Genomic DNA, 4,520 nt, shown 5'->3' with positions numbered 1-4,520 from the left:
CTGAGAGTCACAGTCTGAAGATCGCCCAGGGCGCGTTCCAGGCAGGCGTGGGTGCGGTGGGAGCGGCGCCGGAGCCCCAGGCGGGGGCCGATGGCTGTGGCGGGGTGGCGGGTGCCGGAGTGGTGTTCTGGCCGGAACCCCAGGCAGGCACAGGATTCGGACCCGATGTCGAGCCGGAAGCAGGCCCGGAACCCCAGGCAGGTGCCGCAGGACTCGAACCCGAGGCCGGGCCGGTGTGCTGACCCGAGCCCCAAGCAGGCGCCGTCTGCATCGGCGTCGGTGTCGGCGTCGGTCCAGGCTGGTCGAGCTGTGCGGGCGCTGCGGGCTTGTCAGGCGTCGGCCCGGCCGCCGCCCCCGCCCCCGGAACATGCACATCCATCGCCATCGTCGCCTGCACCCCGGCGCCCTCCGACAGCACCTGCAGGATCCGGGCCGGCGTCGGCCGCGCGTTCGGGTCCTTCGACATGCAGGCCGTCACCAGCTGCGCCAGCGTGCCGGTCAGGCCGGACAGGTTCGGCTCGCCGTTCATCACCCGCAGCATGGTCTCCATGGTGGTGCCGTCGCCGAAGGGGGAGGCTGCGGTGGCGGCGTAGGCCAGGACCGCGCCCAGCGACCAGACGTCGGAGGCGGGGCCCACGTTCTGGCCGGAGACCTGCTCCGGCGACATGAAGGCGGGGGTGCCGACCACGGTGCCGGCCTGCGTCAGGTTGGTGGAGCCGGTGGCGACGGCCAGGCCGAAGTCGATGACGCGCGGCCCGTCGTCGGCCATCAGGACGTTGCCCGGCTTCAGGTCGCGGTGTGTCAGGCCCTCGCGGTGGATCGCGTTCAGCGCCTCGGCCAGTCCTGCGGCCAGCAGGAGCACGTCCTGGTGCGGCATCGCGCCGCCGTCGGTGACCGCGCTCTCCAGCGACGGCCCGGGTACGAACGCCGTGGCCAGCCAGGCCGGGTCGCCGTCGGGGTCGGCGTCGACCACCGGGGCGGTGAAGAAGCCGGACACCTGCCGCATCGCCGTGACCTCGCGGCGGAAGCGCTGGCGGAAGGTGGGGTCGTTGGTCAGCTCGGGACGGATCACCTTCACCGCCACGCGGCGCCCGGACGGCGAGCGCCCCAGGTACACCTGCCCCATGCCCCCGGCGCCGAGCCGGTTCAGGATCTCGTAGCTGCTGATCCGTCTCGGATCGGCCGATCGCAGCGGCTCCATGAAGTCGTCCCCACCCCCAGTGATTCTCTTGTGCGTGCTGCCCCGCGCTCAGCGTAGCGCTATGGCTCCGCTCGCCACGTCGCGGTATGGCAGCACGCAACACACAAAGCAACACGCGAGGCAGCGCACAAACCAGCCCACAAACCAGCCCACAATCCAGCACACGAAAACGATCGGCGCGACCCCTGGGGAAGGGGTCGCGCCGATCGGGAGTTCGGTTTTCTCTACCGCGGCGAGAGGGACCGCATGGCAGGGAAGGGTCAGCCCTGCAGGGCGTTCACGCTCTTGGCCAGCGCCGACTTCTTGTTCGCGGCCTGGTTGGCGTGGATGACGCCCTTCGAGGCGGCCTTGTCCAGCTCGCGGGAGGCGGCCTGGGCCAGCTCCTGCGCCTTCGCGGCGTCGCCGGACTCGACGGCCTCGCGGGTCTTGCGGATCGCGGTCTTCAGCGAGGACTTGACGGCCTTGTTGCGCTGGCGCGCCTTCTCGTTGGTCTTGATCCGCTTGATCTGGGACTTGATGTTCGCCACTGAAAGATGCCTCTGCTTTGGTGAGATAGAAGGTGGTGGGCGCGAGGCAACGCACGCGCCACGCAAGGGACCAGACTAACAGGCGGGCGTGCGCGGGCCCAAACCGGGCACCTGCGCGATCACCTGCACGATGACGTCCGCATATAGCGTTCCCGGTAACCCCGTGGGTCATGGGACGATAGGGGCAGTGTAATAAACCACCACCTCGTTCCTCACCACGTCGTACCCAGACAGACTGGACCGCCGAGTGCCCGCCCTGCCGCCGAACATCCCGCAGCCGTCGACCACCGACCAGGCGCTGATCCGCAACTTCTGCATCATCGCCCACATCGACCACGGCAAGTCGACCCTGGCCGACCGGATGCTCCAGCTCACCGGTGTGGTCGACGAGCGCGCCATGCGCGCGCAGTACCTGGACCGGATGGACATCGAGCGCGAGCGCGGGATCACCATCAAGTCGCAGGCGGTCCGGCTGCCCTGGCAGGCCGACGACGGCAAGACCTACATCCTGAACATGATCGACACCCCCGGGCACGTGGACTTCACCTACGAGGTCTCGCGCTCGCTGGCGGCGTGCGAGGGCACCCTCCTGCTGGTTGACGCAGCTCAGGGCATCGAGGCGCAGACCCTGGCCAACCTGTACCTGGCCATGGAGAACGACCTGCAGATCATCCCGGTCCTGAACAAGATCGACCTGCCGGCCGCGCAGCCGGAGAAGTACGCCGAGGAGATGGCGCGGCTGATCGGCTGCGAGCCCGACGAGGTGCTGCGGGTCAGCGCCAAGTCCGGCGTCGGGGTCCCGGACGTGCTCAACGAGGTGGTCCGCCGGGTCCCGGCCCCGGCCGGCGACCCGAACGGCCCGGCGCGGGCCGTGATCTTCGACTCGGTCTACGACTCCTACCGCGGCGTGGTCACCTACGTCCGGGTGGTCGACGGTCACCTGACCAAGCGCGAGCGCATCCAGATGATGTCCACCGGCGCCACCCACGAGCTGCTGGAGATCGGCGTCATCTCCCCGGAGCCGACCTCGTCGCAAGGTCTGGCCGCCGGCGAGGTGGGCTACCTGATCACCGGCGTGAAGGACGTGCGCCAGTCCAAGGTCGGCGACACCGTCACCACCCTGAACAAGGGCGCCCTGGAAGCTCTCGGCGGTTACAAAGAGCCCAAGCCGATGGTGTTCTCCGGCATTTACCCGATCGACGGCTCGGACTACCCGGAGCTGCGCGAGGCCCTGGACAAGCTGCAGCTCAACGACGCGGCCCTGGTCTACGAGCCGGAGACGTCGGCGGCCCTGGGCTTCGGCTTCCGGGTCGGCTTCCTGGGACTGCTGCACCTGGAGATCGTCCGCGAGCGCCTGGACCGCGAGTTCAACCTGGACCTGATCGCCACCGCGCCGTCGGTGGTGTACCGGGTCGAGATGGAGGACGGCACCGAGCACATCGTCACCAACCCCTCGGAGATGCCCGGCGGCAAGGTGACGGCGATCCACGAGCCGGTGGTGCGCGCGACCATCCTGACGCCGAACGACTTCGTCGGCGCCGTGATGGAGCTGTGCCAGAGCCGGCGCGGGGCGCTGCTGGGGATGGACTACCTGTCCGAGGACCGCGTTGAGATCCGCTACACGCTGCCGCTGGCCGAGATCGTCTTCGACTTCTTCGACTCGCTGAAGTCCAAGACCCGCGGCTACGCGTCCCTGGACTACGAGCCCACCAGCGAGCAGCAGGCGGACCTGGTGAAGGTCGACATCCTGCTGCACGGCGAGACGGTCGACGCGTTCTCCGCGATCGTGCACAAGGACAAGGCGTACGCGTACGGCGTGCGCATGACCGAGCGGCTGCGCGAGCTGATCCCGCGCCAGCAGTTCGAGGTGCCGATCCAGGCCGCGATCGGCTCCCGGGTGATCGCCCGCGAGTCCGTTCGGGCGATGCGCAAGGACGTCCTCGCGAAGTGCTACGGCGGTGACATCAGCCGGAAGCGCAAGCTGCTGGAGAAGCAGAAGGAAGGCAAGAAGCGGATGAAGATGGTCGGGCGGGTCGAGGTGCCGCAGGACGCCTTCATCGCCGCGCTGACCAACGAGACGGGTGACAAGGCGAAGAAGTAACGGTCACGCAGCCGGGCGCGGGCAGTAGCCTGTGCCCATGAGCGTGATGGCCGAGGTCCATATAGTACGGGTTTTCACCGACGCGCACGGGTTGTTCGGCAACAACCTGGGCGTGGTGCTCGACGCCGCCCACCTGGACGCCGCCGCGGGGCAGAAGCTGGCCTCCGATCTGCGGTTCAGCGAGGTGGTGTTCGTCGACGACGTCGAGCAGGCCCGGTTGCGCATCTTCACCCCGGCGGAGGAGCTGCCGCTGGCGGGGCACCCGCTGGTCGGGACGGCCTGGCTGCTGTCGCGGCTGGCCGGGCGCGACGTGCCGACGCTGCGGCCGCAGAAGGCCGCGGAGGTCCCGACCTGGGCCGAGGACGGCCGGACGTGGATCCGCGGCCGGATCGACGACGCGCCGGAGTGGGGCCTGGTCGAGGTGGCGGACGAGGCCGCGGTGGAGACGCTGGCGGTGCCCCCGGGGCCGGAGTACCGGCGGCACCAGTTCTGGGCCTGGGTCGACGAGCCGCAGGGCGTGATGCGGGCGCGGGTGTTCGCCGCCGACAGCGGGGTCGACGAGGACGAGGCGACCGGATCCGCGGCGATGCGGCAGGTGGGGGCCTTGCGGCGGCCGTTGGTGATTCGGCAGGGGTGGGGGTCGGAGATCTTGGCCCGGCCGGCTCCTGTCTCTTATAGACATCTCCGAGCC

Annotated in this window: 4 protein-coding genes; 2 read left to right on the top strand and 2 right to left on the bottom strand. The window is 69.6% G+C overall.

Annotated elements, in window-relative coordinates; translation table 11 throughout:
• Positions 1-7: 7 nt before the first annotated feature.
• Both GWK61_RS52980 and rpsT read right to left on the bottom strand, forming a co-directional pair.
• The gene (locus GWK61_RS52980; RefSeq protein ID WP_194921889.1) at positions 8-1,201 is read right to left on the bottom strand and encodes a serine/threonine-protein kinase; all 1,194 of its coding nucleotides are present in this window, start codon (positions 1,199-1,201) and stop codon (positions 8-10) included.
• A 260-nt stretch (positions 1,202-1,461) separates the two neighbouring features.
• Entirely contained in the window at positions 1,462-1,728 is a 267-nt protein-coding gene (gene rpsT / locus GWK61_RS52975; protein ID WP_194921886.1) for a 30S ribosomal protein S20, read from the bottom strand.
• A gap of 247 nt (positions 1,729-1,975) precedes the next feature.
• Here rpsT and lepA point away from each other — a divergent pair, with 247 nt between their 5' ends.
• Together lepA and GWK61_RS52965 are read left to right on the top strand one after the other, a co-directional pair.
• Entirely contained in the window at positions 1,976-3,829 is a 1,854-nt protein-coding gene (lepA, locus tag GWK61_RS52970; protein WP_194921885.1) for a translation elongation factor 4, read from the top strand.
• A 37-nt stretch (positions 3,830-3,866) separates the two neighbouring features.
• Positions 3,867-4,520 (top strand): PhzF family phenazine biosynthesis protein (locus GWK61_RS52965; RefSeq protein WP_194921884.1); only part of this gene is annotated, 654 nt, incomplete at its 3' end.

The sequence above is a fragment of the Catenulispora rubra genome (genome assembly GCF_015356825.1).
In the GTDB taxonomy this organism is placed as follows: Bacteria; Actinomycetota; Actinomycetes; order Streptomycetales; family Catenulisporaceae; genus Catenulispora; species Catenulispora rubra.
The sequence above is the reverse complement of the archived record's forward strand: the minus strand, read 5'-3'. Positions and strand labels throughout refer to the sequence as shown.

Coding starts and splice junctions, on each gene's coding strand:
- GWK61_RS52980 (WP_194921889.1), bottom strand. CDS start 1,201: ATGGAGCCGCTGCGATCGGCCGATCCGAGACGGATCAGCAGCTACGAG.